Origin of the sequence: Kribbella sp. NBC_01245 (assembly GCF_036226525.1) — a bacterium.
Taxonomy (GTDB): Bacteria; Actinomycetota; Actinomycetes; order Propionibacteriales; family Kribbellaceae; genus Kribbella.
Map to the genome: position 1 here is coordinate 644,740 of NZ_CP108487.1, position 13,242 is coordinate 657,981.

Annotated in this window: 13 protein-coding genes; 7 read left to right on the forward strand and 6 right to left on the reverse strand. The window is 67.1% G+C overall.

Features of this window, described 5'->3' with window-relative positions:
- Window positions 1-1,002 carry an ArsR/SmtB family transcription factor gene (locus OG394_RS02770; RefSeq protein WP_328993207.1) on the reverse strand — a complete coding sequence of 334 codons (1,002 nt, stop codon included), beginning with the start codon at window positions 1,000-1,002 and terminating at the stop codon, window positions 1-3.
- 56 nt (window positions 1,003-1,058) lie between these two features.
- Between OG394_RS02770 and OG394_RS02775 the strand changes: the two genes are divergently transcribed.
- Together OG394_RS02775 and OG394_RS02780 are read left to right on the forward strand one after the other, a co-directional pair.
- A complete protein-coding gene (locus tag OG394_RS02775; RefSeq protein WP_328993208.1) occupies window positions 1,059-2,036 on the forward strand; it encodes an NADP-dependent oxidoreductase in 978 nt (325 codons plus the stop codon).
- 13 nt (window positions 2,037-2,049) lie between these two features.
- The gene (locus OG394_RS02780) at window positions 2,050-2,607 is read left to right on the forward strand and encodes a nucleotidyltransferase family protein (RefSeq protein WP_328993209.1); all 558 of its coding nucleotides are present in this window, start codon (window positions 2,050-2,052) and stop codon (window positions 2,605-2,607) included.
- On the opposite strand, the gene OG394_RS02785 is transcribed toward OG394_RS02780, so the two are convergent.
- The 5 genes from OG394_RS02785 to OG394_RS02805 all read right to left on the reverse strand — a co-directional run bounded on the left by OG394_RS02785 (window position 2,537) and on the right by OG394_RS02805 (window position 8,143).
- Entirely contained in the window at window positions 2,537-3,508 is a 972-nt protein-coding gene (locus OG394_RS02785; RefSeq protein WP_328993210.1) for an XdhC family protein, read from the reverse strand. The genes OG394_RS02780 and OG394_RS02785 overlap by 71 nt on opposite strands.
- 5 nt (window positions 3,509-3,513) lie before the next feature.
- The gene (locus tag OG394_RS02790) at window positions 3,514-5,748 is read right to left on the reverse strand and encodes a xanthine dehydrogenase family protein molybdopterin-binding subunit (protein ID WP_328993211.1); all 2,235 of its coding nucleotides are present in this window, start codon (window positions 5,746-5,748) and stop codon (window positions 3,514-3,516) included.
- Entirely contained in the window at window positions 5,745-6,746 is a 1,002-nt protein-coding gene (locus tag OG394_RS02795; protein WP_328993212.1) for an FAD binding domain-containing protein, read from the reverse strand. The genes OG394_RS02790 and OG394_RS02795 overlap by 4 nt, the downstream gene beginning before the upstream one ends.
- 5 nt (window positions 6,747-6,751) lie before the next feature.
- Window positions 6,752-7,243: a (2Fe-2S)-binding protein gene (locus OG394_RS02800; RefSeq protein ID WP_328993213.1), complete on the reverse strand. Its 492-nt coding sequence runs from the start codon at window positions 7,241-7,243 to the stop codon at window positions 6,752-6,754.
- A gap of 99 nt (window positions 7,244-7,342) precedes the next feature.
- Window positions 7,343-8,143: an AraC family transcriptional regulator gene (locus tag OG394_RS02805; protein WP_328993215.1), complete on the reverse strand. Its 801-nt coding sequence runs from the start codon at window positions 8,141-8,143 to the stop codon at window positions 7,343-7,345.
- Window positions 8,144-8,413: 270 nt separating this feature from the next.
- On the opposite strand from OG394_RS02805, the gene OG394_RS02810 reads away from it, so the two are divergent.
- The 5 genes from OG394_RS02810 (at window position 8,414) to OG394_RS02830 (ending at window position 13,240) form a co-directional block, all read left to right on the forward strand.
- Window positions 8,414-8,773, forward strand: coding sequence for an SPW repeat protein (locus OG394_RS02810; RefSeq protein ID WP_328993217.1), 360 nt, complete (start codon window positions 8,414-8,416; stop codon window positions 8,771-8,773).
- Between the two features lie 37 nt (window positions 8,774-8,810).
- On the forward strand, window positions 8,811-9,425 hold the full coding sequence (locus OG394_RS02815) for a TetR/AcrR family transcriptional regulator (RefSeq protein ID WP_328993218.1): 615 nt from the start codon (window positions 8,811-8,813) through the stop codon (window positions 9,423-9,425).
- A gap of 250 nt (window positions 9,426-9,675) precedes the next feature.
- Complete coding sequence (locus tag OG394_RS02820) at window positions 9,676-11,331, forward strand: sugar ABC transporter substrate-binding protein (RefSeq protein WP_328993219.1); 1,656 nt, start codon at window positions 9,676-9,678, stop codon at window positions 11,329-11,331.
- A gap of 8 nt (window positions 11,332-11,339) precedes the next feature.
- Window positions 11,340-12,344, forward strand: a complete 1,005-nt coding sequence (locus tag OG394_RS02825) for an ABC transporter permease (protein WP_328993220.1) — start codon at window positions 11,340-11,342, stop codon at window positions 12,342-12,344.
- Window positions 12,341-13,240: a carbohydrate ABC transporter permease gene (locus OG394_RS02830; protein WP_328993221.1), complete on the forward strand. Its 900-nt coding sequence runs from the start codon at window positions 12,341-12,343 to the stop codon at window positions 13,238-13,240. Before OG394_RS02825 ends, OG394_RS02830 begins: the two co-directional genes overlap by 4 nt.
- Window positions 13,241-13,242 lie beyond the last annotated feature (2 nt).

Below are 13,242 nucleotides of genomic sequence, written 5' to 3' on the forward strand. Positions count from 1 at the left end.
CTAGGCCGGCCGACGAGCTGATCTGGTGCGGCCGATGAGTTGGTCGCCGAGGTCCGTGCGGGCGTAGAGGACCACGCGTCCCGCACGGGCCTTGCTGACCAGTCCGTTGGCCGCCAGCGTCGCCAACTGCTGGGAGATCGCGCTCGGGCTGACACCCCGAACCCGCGCGAGCTCGACGGTCGACGCCGGCTCATGCAGGTCCACGAGCAGACTCGCGCGGGCGCGCCCGATCAACTCTTCGAGCGCACCCTCCGCACGCTCGGGCGTTGCGGCCCACAGGTTCCCGATCCCGCGTGCCGGATAGGCGACCGTCGGCGGTTCGTCATCACCGACCGGGCTGATCGCGTGCTTGGCGAACAACGTCGGCACCAACCAAAACCCGCGTCCGGCCACCGGTGCGTCGTACTCCAGCCGGTACGACGAGACGCGCAGCCGCAGCACCCCGTTCGACCATTCGGCGCTCGGATCCAACCCAGTCAGAACGGCCGCGGCTCCGTCCCGGGTGAGCAGGCGGGCGCGATGGACCATGTCGGCCTCGAGCACGGCCCGCATCCGCGGCCAATGCGGTTCGATGGCCAACTCCCAGTACGACGCGAGTACGGCGCTGAGCCGATCCCTCAGCACGCGCGGTTGCTCGCAGAGCCGAGCCAACGACGCCGGTAGAGGTCGACCGCCGTACGCGCTGAGCACATCCGCGACGGCACGTTCCGGTGGTGTAGCGCGAACCCGCTCGAGCTCATCGCTCACCTTCGGCAACGGCGAATCCGTCCGCGGCGTAAGGAAATCCGGCAGCCACTGGAGCTCGGGAGTGACCAGTGCCATCAGCAGACCACGATCGGGCCAGTCCGCGAGCAGCGCTTGCGTTCGCCGGATCCAGGGCAGGTGGACGACGTGCGCGGAAGGCTCGTGCAAGGCCCACAGACTGGTCGCGGTTTCGAGCAACGGCGAACTGGCGAAGCGCATATCGGCGAGATCGTCGACGCCGAGCCGGTAGCTGATCATTTAGCTCTAGGCTAACTGTCTGGCTCGCGCCGGCCCGCGACGGCTTGCATGCTGACATGACCGAGATTCACCTGGTGGGCCGCCCGACCGGTATGCCCACGGCCGACCTGTTCGCCTTCGTCGAGCACGAACCACTCGAGCTGCGGCTCGGCACGGCGCTGGTCGAGAACGTGCTGTTGTCCGTCGATCCCTATATGCGCGAGTGCATGGACGAGGAATGGGACCTGCACTCGCCGCTGGAAGGCCGGGCGCTCGGCCGGGTGGTGGAGTCGCGCACACCGGACTACTCGGTGGGTGACATTGTCTTTCACCGGAAGAGCTGGCGAACGCATGCGGTGGTGAGCGCTGCCGAGAGCCGGCGGATCGAAGACCTGCCCGACGTTCCGCTGTCGGCGCATCTCGGCATTCTCGGCGGTACGGGCCTGAGCGCGTACGTCGGTCTCGTGCGGGTCGCGAAGCTGCAACCAGGCGAGACCGTGTTCATCTCGGCCGCGGCCGGCGGAGTAGGTACCGCGGCTGGGCGTTTGGCCAGGCTGCTCGGCGCGGGCCGGGTGATCGGCAGCACCGGTACGGCGGCCAAGGCGAACCACTTGGTCTCGAACGTCGGTTTCGATGCCGCGTTCAGCTATCGGGACGGCCCGATCACCGAATCACTCGCCAAGGCAGCGCCCGACGGCATCGACGTCTACCTGGACAACGTCGGTGGCGACCACTTGGCGGCAGCGATCGACGTACTCAAGCCGCGTGGGCGAATCGCGTGGTGTGGTGCGGTGTCGACGTATAACCATGAGGCCTCGGCAGCGCCGCACAACCTGTACGACATCGTCGAGAAGCAGCTGCGGCTGGAGGGATTCCTGGTCAGCTCGCATCGGGACGCGCGGCCCGAGCTGCTCGAGCTACTGGTCCCGCACTTGCAGGCCGGCCGGGTGGTGTCTGACGAAACCGTGGTCAGTGGGTTCGACTCGATGGTCGAGGCATTTCTGGCGATGCTTCGTGGCGAGAACACCGGCAAGATGCTCGTGCGAGTCGTTTGAGTATCGTGCTGGTGTGATCTTGGGTCTGCTGCTTGCCGCCGGCGCTGGTCGGCGGATGGGCGGGCCGAAGGCGTTGGTCCGGGATGAGGCCGGCGTGCCGTGGGTGGTGCGCGCGGTCGAGGTCCTGCGCTCGGGCGGCTGTCCGTCGGTCGCCGTGGTGGTTGGCGCCGCGGCCGATGAGGTGATGCCGTTGCTGGATGGCCTTGACGTGGCGATCGTGTCGTCGCCCGAGTGGGAGACCGGAATGGCGGCGTCCCTGCGCAGCGGATTGGCCTTTGCCGAGACGACCTCGGCGAGCGCCGTACTGGTGCATCTGGTCGATCTGCTCGACACGGGTGATGCCGTCATCCGCCGCGTCTTGGCCGCGGTGGACGACGCGCCTTCCGCGTTGGCCCGGGCTGGCTATGACGGGAAGGCGGGGCATCCGGTGTTGATCGGGCGTTCGCATTGGGCTGCCGCTGCTGAGGCGGCGTACGGCGATCGTGGTGCGGGCCCGTACCTCACAGCGGCTGGCTGTCCGTTGATCGAGTGTGGTGATCTTGCCTCGGGCAACGACCGCGACCACCGCTAGTTCGAAGAATGTCTGCGGCGATCTCGAGGGCTATCTCGTTCGGGCCTTGTCCGCCGAGGTCTAGCCCGGCAGGACCTCTCAAGCGCTCGTCGACACCTTCTGCGTGCAGGAAGCTGAGTAGACGTTGCAGTCTGCGTTGTGGCCCGAGTACGCCGATATAGCGCGCACTGGTTGCAAGAGCCGCCTTGAGGTACTCGGAGTCTTTGAGGAAGTTGTGCGTCATGACGACCACATAGCTCTCGGAGTCGACTATGAGCTGCCACCCGGGCTCAGGCCGTACTAGCCGGGTGGTGTCGGGGAATCGGGCAGGGTCGAGCAGGAGCCGTCGTTCGTCTACCACGAACGTCTCCCAGCCCTGAATGTCTGCAACCCGCGCTAGCGGCGGTACGTCGTCCCCGGCGCCACAGATCACCACACGTGGTTGTGGCACCATTACTTCCGTAAAGACCGCCACGTCGCCTACGAAGGCCTCTGCCCACCAGCGACGGCCAATGGTTTCCGGTGGTCCGGCTATCACGGTGTGCACGGTAGTAGTCCGTCGAAAGCGCACAACGTCGTCAAGGAAGTCCAGGGCGGGGGAGATGGGCTCAATCAGGATGTGCAGGATCCCGTTGCAGCCCATTCCCCACCCGAGGATGGCCTCGTCGTCGCCCGTGAGGTCGAAGGTCACAACCTTGGCCTGCTGGTCGCGATGGACCTCGGCGGCGGCCTCGACGATCTCCTGGTCGAGGCAGCCGCCGGTGAGGTTCCCGACCGTCCGTCCGTCACTGTGGACGAGCAGACGCGCGCCAGGACGCCGGTACGACGAACCGGTCACCGCCACCAACGTGGCCAGGGCGATGGCGGATGGCGTCCGCAGTTCCGCATGGATGGCGGCGAGTTCGGTGGCGGTGGCGGTCATCGGCGTCAGATCAGGTCTTCCAGCCGGATGGGCAACTGCCGGACCCGGCGGCCAGTGGCGTGCCATACCGCGTTCGCGATGGCCGGCGCTACACCGACCATGGCCACCTCGCCGAGGCCTTTCACGCCGACCGGGTTGAGCCGGAGGTCGGGCTTGTCGACGAAGCTGACGTCGATGTCGCCGATATCCGCGTTCACCGGCACCGGGTATTCCTCCAAGCTGGCGTTGAGGAAACCGCCAAACCGCGGGTCGACCTCGCTGCGTTCGCGAAGTGCCGCACCAAGACCCCACACCACCCCGCCGCGGACCTGGCTGACGGCCGTCACTGGACTGGCCACTCGTCCACAGTCCGCAACGGTCACCACTCGCGGCACCCGCACGCGCCGGGTGGTCGGTTCGACCCGAACCTCGACGAAGTGCGCGATGAAGCTGCAGCTGGTGAACTCCGGATACTCCGGGCCGACGGCCGAGGCCAGACCCGCCGCGGCGCGGTCCCAAATGGCGTCGGGTTGTCCTGGTGCCTTCGTCCGGGCCTGCACCTCCGTATCCGGCAGGCCGGGCGGCAGCGGTTGACCCGGCCGGAGGCCCAGCGTGGCGCGCAGTTCGCGCAGCGCCGCGTGGACGGCGGGCAGCGCGGTCGCCGTACCCCAGGAACCGGCGGTCACGTGTTGCGGCGGCAGGCCTCGGGTATCGCCGACGTCCACCACGACGTCGTACGGCGACAGGCGGAGGTCCTGCGCGACCAGGCGTGCGACGGCGGTCCGGATGCCCTGGCCCATCTCGTGGCCGTCGACCGAGATCGTTGCCTTCTTCCCCTTGTTGGTGATGCGCAGGTGAGCCGTGGCGGGTGCGGTGGCCGCTTTGTAGGCGCCGATCGCGACGCCCCAGCCGACGAGGGAGCCGTCTCGCGCACGCATGGAGCCGGGCGCCGCGGATCGGTCCTGCCAGCCGAACCGGTCGGCGCCGCGGCGCAGGCACTCGGCGAGGTTCCGGGACGTGAAGGGATTGCCGCTGACGGGATCGGTCTGGGTGTCATTGGCGAGGCGCAACGCCACCGGATCCTTGCCGATGGCGTACGCGAGCTCGTCCATGGCCGATTCGAAGGCGAAGGCGGCCGGAGACTCGTAGGGCGCGCGCATGTAACCAGGCGTCTGTACGTCGGTCCTGACCAGTTGTTGCCGGGAGCGGTAGTTCCCGATGCCGTAGAGCCTGGAGGTCAGTTCCGCGTACATGGCCGGGAACAAGTCGTGCCGCGAGGTCTGCTGGTCTACGTCGTGAATAGCCGCCTGTAGACGCCCGGACGCGTCTGCGCCAAGCCTGATGCGGTGATGTGTCGCCGGCCGGTAGCTGCTGGAGTGGAACGTCTGAGCCCGGGGGAGCACCAGCTTGATCGGTCGGCCTAGTTTCCGCGCAGCGACGGCTAGTGGACCGATATGCGGCTGCAGCGAGTTCTTCTGGCCGAAGCCACCACCGACGTACGGCGAGACGACCTCGATCTTGCTCGCGCTGATACCGAGCTGACGGGCTAGACCGTTCTGCACGCCCGCCGCGTTCTGCGTGCCCTCATGGATGACCAGGTTGTCGCCCTGCCATTCGACGACACTGGCGATCAATTCCATCGGGACAGGGTGCTGCTGCGGGTTGCCGTACTCCTGGTCGACCTTGATAGCACTGGCCTCGAACGCCTTGTCGGCATCACCCAGGACGATGTCGTGCAGACGCGGTATGGCCTCGGACTGCAGGACGACCTCGGCTCCTGGCGCATCCAGCTCGACCGCGATCGGCTCAGCGTCGTACTCCGCGGTGACAAGCGCGGCCGCCTCGGTCGCCGCGACGAGGTCATCCGCGACGACCAGTGCGATCGGCTGGCCGCGGTAGGCGATGCGGTCGGACGTCAACGGCTGCAGGCTCTGGAACGCGTAGCCGCCGCCGAGCAGGAAACCCGCGGACGTGATGTCGACGCGGGTCAGCACCAGGCGTACGCCGGGAACGGCCTCGGCAGCGCGGGTGTCCACGCTCACCAGCCGGCCCTTGCCGACCGTCGCGACGGCGAAGATCGCGTGCGCGAGACCCGCCGGCCGGCGATCGGCGCCGTACCTCGTAGTGCCCGTGACCTTGTCACGCGCGTCGACCCGGCGCGTATCGGTCCGCGCCTGGGCGGCGTCGACCGTCAGCGTCGTATTGGCCAGCGCGGCCGTGGCGCCGGCGCCTGCCAGGAAGGTCCTCCGCGTGGTGCTCACAGCGCCCTGCCCTTCGCGATCTGGAGTGCGTCCGCGACCGCGCGAATTCCCAGCTCGATCCGGAACGCGTTGTGATGGCCGGCCTTCGCGCCCGCGAACGCGAGCTCACCAGCGGCGCGGGCCGTGGCGTCGGTCAGGCGTACGCCGAGCAGCGAGCGCTCGGCCGCGACGGCGCGCAGCGGGGTGGTACCGACACCGCCGAGCGCGATCCGGCATTCCCTGACCTCGCCGCGGCGGCTCACCCGGAGGGCGGCCGCGACCGAGACCAGGGCGAACGCGTACGACTCGCGATCCCGGATCTTGTGGTACGTCGAACCGCGTCCGGCCGGTGTTTTCGGCACGCGAATACTCACGATGAGCTCGTCGCGGCCGAGGCTGTGCTCCTTGTCCGGCGTATCGCCCGGTTCGAGGTGGAGGTCGGCGATCGTGACCGTACGGCGTCCACTCGGCCCGGCGACGTCCACGACGGCGTCGAACGCGAGCAGCGCGACAGCCAGGTCACCCGGGTACGTCGCGATGCACGACGTACTGCCTCCAAAGAGCGCATGGCCGCGATCGATACCCCCGATGGCGGCGCAGCCACTGCCCGGATCGCGTTTATTACAAGGGAAAGGCGGGCCGCCTCGGAAGTAGCCGCATCTGGTTCGTTGCAGGAGGTTGCCGCCGAGCGTGGCCATGTTGCGAAGCTGCTGCGATGCCGCGCGCCAGAGCGATTCCGACAACGCGGGGTAGTCGCGCTTGATCACCGGATGGTCGGCGAGGTCGGCCATTCGAACGCCGGCGCCGAACACCAACTCGGTGGGCCGGCTGGTGTCGATGTGGTTCAGCTCGGGCAGGCGGTTGATGTCGATCACCGCCGTGGGCGCCTCGACGCGAAGCTTCATCAGGTCGTACAACGTGGTGCCGCCGGCGAGCAGCCGCGTGCCCGGACCACCGGCCTCGAGCGCCTCGACAGCCTCGGCCACCGAACGCGCTGCGGTATAGGCGAAAGGTCGCATGGTCACTACCTCGTCTCGGCGTTGCGGGCCGTTTCGCGGATGGCGGCGACGATGCCGACGTACGCCCCGCATCGGCACAGGTTGCCGCTCATGTACTCGCGGATCTCGGCGTCGTTGTCGCAATGCCCTTCGGCGATGCAGGCCAGCCCGGACATCACTTGGCCGGGCGTGCAATACCCGCATTGCAAGGCGTCGTGATCGATGAACGCCTGCTGCAAGGGATGAAGCCGGCCGCCAGGCCCGCAGACGCCCTCGATCGTGGTCACCGAGCGACCGTCGGCCTGAACCGCGGGCGTCAGGCAGGAGACCACCCGCCGACCGTCGACGTGGACGGTACACGCGCCGCATTGGCCGTGATCGCAACCTTTTTTGGTGCCGGTGAGATCGAGCCGTTCACGGAGTACGTCGAGCAGGGACTCGCGTGGATCGACCTGCAGTCGCACTGGCCGCCGATTCACTTGCAGCGACACGTCGATCAAAGCCTCAGACCTGGTCATGCGGCTCAAGGTAAGGACGCCAAGCGATCGTTCGCTTTCGCCAGATTGCGCCCTACCCCGCGCGATTGCTCTTTCCACCCAGTGGAACGCTGGCGCCCGTCAAGTGCGGCGGAGGTGGGAGCGGCGGTAGTTCGTGGGGGATTGGCCCAGTTCGCGAGTGAAAGCGGCCGCGAAATGGCTCGGGCTACTGAAACCGCAGAGTGCCGCGATCTGACTGATCGAGGCGTTGTCGGACTCAAGGTGTTTCCGCGCGGCCTGGACCCGAAGGCTGGTGAGGTAGCGGCGAGGGGTCTGCCCCGTCGCCGCTTTGAAGACGCGGAGGAAATGGTAGACGCTGAGCCAGACCTCACCGGCGATATCTGCAAGCGTGAGCGGCTCGTGCAAGTTGTCCCGCATGATCTCGATCGCCCGCCGGACCCGCGCGTCCTCCTTGCCGGGGGCGAGTGGATCAGGCCGGCCGCCATGCCGGGTTTGCAGGTGTACGGCGAGGAAGTGCGCGGCGGCCTCGGCGTACTGATCGTCAATGCCGGCGGCGGCCGCGTCGGCCAGCGCGAGCACAACCTGCGCGAGCACCGGGTCGGCCACGGCGAGCGTGTCTGCGCCGGGCAACGCGCTGTCCGCGCCCCAGAGGTCGGCGGCGACCGTACGCATCAGGCCGCCGGGGAGGTAGACGTGCAGCGTTTCGGTAGGGATGGTGGCTCGCCAGCGCAGATTCGTGGGCCGGCCGGGCGCGGTCATGCCGATCTGACCACGGACATAGCGGGAGCCGCGCCAGGTAGCGCCCGACTTGGACTCCATCCAGGCGCAACCCGCGGTGACGAGTACGACGAGTTGGTCCGGCGACGGCGGTAGGTGCAGATGTTCCACCACCAGGTCGTCCTCAAGGCGCTGCAGGAGCAAGGACCGCCACCCAGCGTCATCCCAACTACAGAACGTGCGACGCGAGTGCAGAGTGCGGTCGTCCCCGAGAGCCTGAAAGCCTTGCACAGCCCCAACTAGACCTCGTACTCCCCAGTTGGACAAGCCAGCCAGGTTTCTACCGGCTCGTCAAGGCAGCCGGCCGGTGCGCTGAAACGTGTCTTGATCGGGCGGTCAGTTAGGAACACACTGAAGGTGATCGGCCCGCCTATGGGAGCGACGGACCAGGAGTGGGAAAGGTGGTCGGTCCGGATGAAAAGATGGACCCACCCGCAGGACTTCATCGTATTGCTCGCAGGTGTCTACGCCTTGCTGTCGCCGATTTGGACGACGACGACCGACAGGGCCACGACGACGATGATCGTGCTCGGCGCCATCACCGCGGTGATCGCGGGCATCGAGCTCATGAGGCCTGACTGGCTTCCGGCCGAGGGCGCGACCGCCCTGCTCGGCATCCTGTTCTTCATCTCGCCTTGGGTGATGGGCTTCAGCGACATCTCGGCGATGGCCTGGACGGCCTGGATCGTCGGTGCCGTGACCTTCCTGATCGGCGCGGCGGACATCCAGCTCACCAGGTCGCACCACGGGGAGGCAACAACCACTCCCATGTGACGGCGCCAGTAGAGAACCGACATTCGAAGGATCTCTGATGGTCCCGGCCGGGGCGGTGGGACCTCGACCTCACCGTGCGCGTACGTACGCGCACGGTGAGGCCACTGCCGCGCGTACGAGGATCCTCGACGCCGCCGAGCAGCTCTTCGCCGAGGACGGCTTCGACGCGACGCCGACGCAGCGGGTCGCCGATCGGGCCGGGGTCGCGAAAGGGCTGTTGTTCTACTACTTCCCAAAGAAGCTGGACCTCCTGCGAGCGCTTTTCGCCGAGCGGTTGCCCTCCCATCCGTTGTGCTCCGTCGGCGCTGTCGCTGTCGCGGGCGACGTACCGGGGTCGTTGCTGCGCCTCGCCCGTGAGCTGGATCTCGGCCGGCGGGAGTCCCGCGTGTTGCGCACGATCCTGTTCCGCGAGGCGAACAAATACCTCGAGGTGCGGGACTACTTGCAAGCCCTGCACGCCGGCCTGATGGACCTGACCGAGCGCGTCCTCGACGCCGCCAGCCCGTGCGCGCTGGACCGGCGCCGGCGTCACCAGGCCGCCGACACCTATGTCGCCGTCCTCCTCCACGACGCCAACTCCCGCCGCTTCGACGGCCCCCTCCCCGACGTAAGCGCCGCCGCCGACGTAGTTGCCCGCGCCCTAGCCACCTAACCGCGGCCCGCGCGAAGCCATCCGGGTGACGTACGACGTCAGCCCCTCCGCGAGTGGACCCGTCATGGCGCGACCAGTCATGCCCGGCGGAGGCGACGGGGGAGTCGGTCAGAAATCTGGGGTTCTCCCTTGCGTCGCGGGGACTGGTGGGTTTACGGTCCGGTTAACGTTTAAGTGATGATCGTTAGTGACTGGTAGCTGGCAGAAAAGATCACTAATGGTCATGCCGGTCGAGAGGAAGGTTCACCCGATGTCGCGTTCCACGGAGAGCAAGTTCAGCCGGCGGAGGTTCCTGGAGTTCGGTGGTGCGGTGGCGGGAGCGGCCGCGTTGGGGTCGGCGCTGACAGCGTGTGGCGACGGTGGTGCGGCGAGTGGTGGCGCCAAGGCGTCCGGTGAGCTGAAGCTTCCGACGTACCAGCCGTTCGGTGGGCTTCGCCCGGAGCTGGCCGGTGCCGAGTCGGGGCTCGAGCCCGGTTTCCTGCGGTTCCCGGAGAACGCGATCGCCAGCGTCAAGGCGCCGCCGCTGAAGAACGCGGTGACCGCGCTGACCGAGACGTTCGCCACGCCGCCGCCGCCAATGGGCAGCAACCCGATGTGGCAGGCCCTCAACCGGGCCCTCGGCGCGGAGTTGCGGCTGACGATCGGCACCGACCCGGGTTACCCGGAGAAGTTCGCGACCTTGCTGGCGAGCGACTCGCTGCCGGACCTGATGTGGCTGCCGCCGAACCAGGGGATTCCGAACGTCGGGCCGATGCTGGAGGCGAAGTTCCAGGACCTGACGTCGTACCTGTCCGGCGACGCCGTGCTGGAGTACCCGAACCTCGCGGCCCTCAAGCCGGCCTCGTGGAAGACGGCGGTGCTGAACGGCAAGATCTGGGGCGCGCCGATCCCGTCGACGCCGTTCGGCCAGGTGATGATGGGCAACCCGAAGACCTGGGCGAAGGTCGGCGGCCTGCAGTGTCAGACGGCCGAGGAGTTCTTTGCCAAGTGCAAGGAGCTGACCGGTGGCGTCAACTACGCGCTCGAGCCGGCGATCATCAACATGATCCACATGTTCGGCGAGTGGTTCGGTTGCCCCAACGGCTGGCGGGTCAACAAGGACCGGTCGCTGACGCACAACTACGAGACGGACAACTACAAGGCCGCCGTCGAGTACGCCGCGAAGCTCTGGGCCGCGAAGGTGTTCTACCCCGATCTCAACCTCGCCGACGCGACCCCGAAGGTGGTCAACGGCCAGATCGCCGCCCAGGTCGTCGTCGGTCCGCGGGCGACCTCCGGATTCCGGGCGGCCGACCCGTCGTTGTTCGTCGACACGCTGATCCCGTTCGGCTGGGACGGCAAGGCCAAGCCGATCTACGACATGGGGTACGGCACTGTCGGGTTCACGCCCTTCAAGAAGACCGACGAGGGGCGGATCCGCGAGCTGCTGGCGTTGATGGACTACCTGTCGGCGCCGTTCGGGACGAAGGAGTACCTGCAGAAGAACTTCGGGACCGCCGGTGAGCAGTACAACCTCGATGCGAAGGGGAACCCAGTTCTCACGCCGGCCGGCACCCAGCAGGCGCCTGGTCTGGTGAGTGCGCTCGAGATCATGAACTCGCCGGAGAGCGTCATCTTCAACCCGGCGTTCCCCGATGACACCAAGAAGATCCACGCGACCGAGCAGAAGCTGCTGGAGTTCGCGATGCGCAACCCGACGGCCGGCACCTACTCCGACACCAGCAGCAAGGTCGGGCCGAAGCTGACCTCGGCATTCCGTGACACGGTCGTCGACATCGTCACCGGGCGGAAGAAGATGGACGCTTACGACGAGGCGCTGAGCCGGTGGAAGAGCGGTGGCGGCGACAAGATGCGGGGCGAGTTCGAGGCTGTCCTGCCCGCCAACGTCCCGGTCACGCAGTCCTGAGCGCGTCGATGGAAACACTCGAAGCCACCCGAGATACCGCTGCGAAGACGGTTGCCCAGGGCAACGGACGTACGCCCAAGAAGAAGAGCAGCCTGCCGATCGGAGTCAGGCTGCGCCGGGATTGGCAGATGCTGGTCCTGATGGTCCCGGGCGTGGTGTTCCTGCTGGCCTTCTTCTACGTCCCCGTGCTGGGGAACGTCGTGGCCTTCCAGGACTTCCAGCCCTATCTCGGGATCATGCACAGCGAGTGGAACGGCGTCCAGAACTTCATCAACCTGTACGGCAATCCCGACTTCTGGGACGCGCTGCGGAACACGTTGGTGCTGGCCGTCGTACAGCTCGCGCTGTTCTTCCCGGTGCCGTTGGCGATGGCGCTCATCGTCGATTCGCTGGTGAGCAACCGGATCCGGCGCGCCTTCCAGACGATCGCCTACCTGCCGCACTTCCTCTCGTGGGTGCTCGTCATCGCGCTGTTCCAGCAGTCGCTCGGTGGCGCGGGATTCGTCAACAACCTGTTGCGCCAGGCGGGGTTCGACCCAATTCCGTTCATGACCAATCCGGACACGTTCCCGCTGCTGGTGGTCGGGCAACTGATCTGGAAGGACGCCGGCTGGGCGATGATCATCTTCCTCGCCGCGTTGTCCGCCGTGGATGTCTCCCTGTACGAGGCGGCGGCCGCGGATGGCGCGGGCCGGTGGCGCCGGTTGTGGCACATCACGTTGCCGTCGCTGCGAACCGTCATCGTGCTGCTGCTGATCCTGCGGATCGGCGACATCCTCAGCGTGGGCTTCGAGCAGTTCATCCTGCAACGCGACTCGGTCGGTCCAGGCGCGGCGGAGGTCCTCGACACCTTCACGTACTACGCGGGTGTCGTGGGCGGCGACTGGAGTAGCGGAGCGGCGGCCGGACTCGCCAAGGGTGTGCTCGGCGCGTTGCTGTTGTGGGGCGCCAACTCGATCGCACACCGCCTGGGGGAGCCGGGCATCTTCCAGAAACGAGGTGGTGAGTCATGAGCGGCCGGACGGAACAGGTCGGGCGGCCGGTCTGGAAGGAACGTCCGGCGCCGCTTTACCAGACCATCAAGGCGATCGTCCTCGGCGGCTTCGCGCTGGCGATCATCGTTCCCATCATGGTGGTGGTCTCGACGTCGCTGGCTAGTGACCAGGACATCATCGAAGCGGGCGGCTACGTGCTCTGGCCGTCACACCCGACCTTCAAGGCGTACGACACGCTGTTCAGTGGTGGGCTGATGGGACGGGCGATCGGGGTCAGCGTCTTCGTCACCGTGATCGGGACGGCGCTGGCGCTCGCCACCACCATCGCGCTGGCCTACGCGACCTCGCGGCCGGTGCTGTTCGGCCGGCCCGTGCTGCTACTCGTACTCTTCACGCTGTTGTTCGCGCCGGGCATCATCCCGATGTTCCTGATCGTCAAGCAGTTGGGGCTGATCGACAGTCTCTGGTCGTTGATCCTTCCCGGGGCTCTCGGTGCGTTCAACTTCGTGGTGATGCGGACGTTCTTCATGAACGTGCCGCAGGAGATCCTCGAGAGCGCCCGGATCGACGGTGCGAGTGACTTCATGATCCTGCGGCGAATCGTGATGCCGCTGTCGAAGGCGGTGATCGCCGTTGTCGGACTGTTCTACGCGGTCGGTTTCTGGAATGCCTTCTTCAACGCGTTGTTGTACATCAACGACACCGCCAAGTGGCCGGTCCAGGTGATCCTGCGGACGTACGTCTTGCAGGGCAAGTCGCTCTCCGCGGACCAGCTCGGCGTCGAGCCGCTTCCGCAGCCGCAATCCCTGCAGATGGCGGTTGTCGTCGTCGCCTTGGTCCCGATCGCGATGGTCTACCCGTTCCTGCAACGACACTTCAACAAGGGCGTCATCACCGGTGCCGTCAAAGGCTAGTG

Coding starts and splice junctions, on each gene's coding strand:
- OG394_RS02785 (WP_328993210.1), bottom strand. CDS start 3,508: ATGACCGCCACCGCCACCGAACTCGCCGCCATCCATGCGGAACTGCGG.
- OG394_RS02800 (WP_328993213.1), bottom strand. CDS start 7,243: ATGACCAGGTCTGAGGCTTTGATCGACGTGTCGCTGCAAGTGAATCGG.
- OG394_RS02825 (WP_328993220.1), top strand. CDS start 11,340: ATGGAAACACTCGAAGCCACCCGAGATACCGCTGCGAAGACGGTTGCC.
- OG394_RS02795 (WP_328993212.1), bottom strand. CDS start 6,746: ATGCGACCTTTCGCCTATACCGCAGCGCGTTCGGTGGCCGAGGCTGTC.
- OG394_RS02815 (WP_328993218.1), top strand. CDS start 8,811: ATGGTCCCGGCCGGGGCGGTGGGACCTCGACCTCACCGTGCGCGTACG.
- OG394_RS02770 (WP_328993207.1), bottom strand. CDS start 1,002: ATGATCAGCTACCGGCTCGGCGTCGACGATCTCGCCGATATGCGCTTC.
- OG394_RS02820 (WP_328993219.1), top strand. CDS start 9,676: ATGTCGCGTTCCACGGAGAGCAAGTTCAGCCGGCGGAGGTTCCTGGAG.
- OG394_RS02810 (WP_328993217.1), top strand. CDS start 8,414: ATGAAAAGATGGACCCACCCGCAGGACTTCATCGTATTGCTCGCAGGT.
- OG394_RS02775 (WP_328993208.1), top strand. CDS start 1,059: ATGACCGAGATTCACCTGGTGGGCCGCCCGACCGGTATGCCCACGGCC.
- OG394_RS02830 (WP_328993221.1), top strand. CDS start 12,341: ATGAGCGGCCGGACGGAACAGGTCGGGCGGCCGGTCTGGAAGGAACGT.